The organism is Vibrio sp. 2033 (genome assembly GCF_033339735.1).
This window is the reverse complement of record NZ_JAWOVC010000618.1, coordinates 1-576: the sequence shown is the minus strand read 5'-3', so window position 1 is coordinate 576 and position 576 is coordinate 1. Positions and strand designations below refer to the sequence as shown.

Sequence of the window (576 nt, the reverse complement as noted above, 5' to 3'; positions counted from 1 at the left end):
TTTTACGGTAGACAACATTCTTAACATCCTTCGTCAAACCTCAGTCAACGCGATCATCGCCGTAGGTATGACTCTGGTTATCTTAACTGCTGGTATCGACTTGAGTGTTGGCTCTGTCCTTGCGCTTTGTGGTGCATTTGCCGCAAGCCTAATCGCGATGGAAGTGCCAGTTTTAATTGCGGTTCCAACGGCTCTATTAGCTGGTGCAGCACTGGGCGCAATCAGTGGCATCATCATCGCTAAAGGCAAAGTGCAAGCCTTCATCGCGACGCTGGTCACCATGACATTACTGCGAGGTGTGACCATGGTTTACACCGACGGTCGACCAATTTCTACTGGCTTCACAGACACGGCAGACGCATTCGCATGGTTTGGTACAGGCTACGCGTTAGGCATTCCAGTGCCAGTTTGGTTGATGGTTGTTGTATTCGCAGCGGCTTGGTACCTACTTAATCACACTCGCTTTGGTCGCTATGTTTACGCACTAGGCGGCAATGAGTCTGCGACTCGCCTGTCTGGTATTAACGTAGATCGAGTGAAGATTGGTGTGTACGCCATCTGCGGTATGTTAGCTGC

1 protein-coding gene is annotated in these 576 nt (G+C 50.3%); it reads left to right on the top strand.

Features of this window, described 5'->3' with window-relative positions:
* Window positions 1–576, top strand: a 576-nt coding sequence (locus R7P74_RS28120) for an ABC transporter permease subunit (RefSeq protein WP_443293511.1), incomplete at both ends; no start/stop codon positions are given.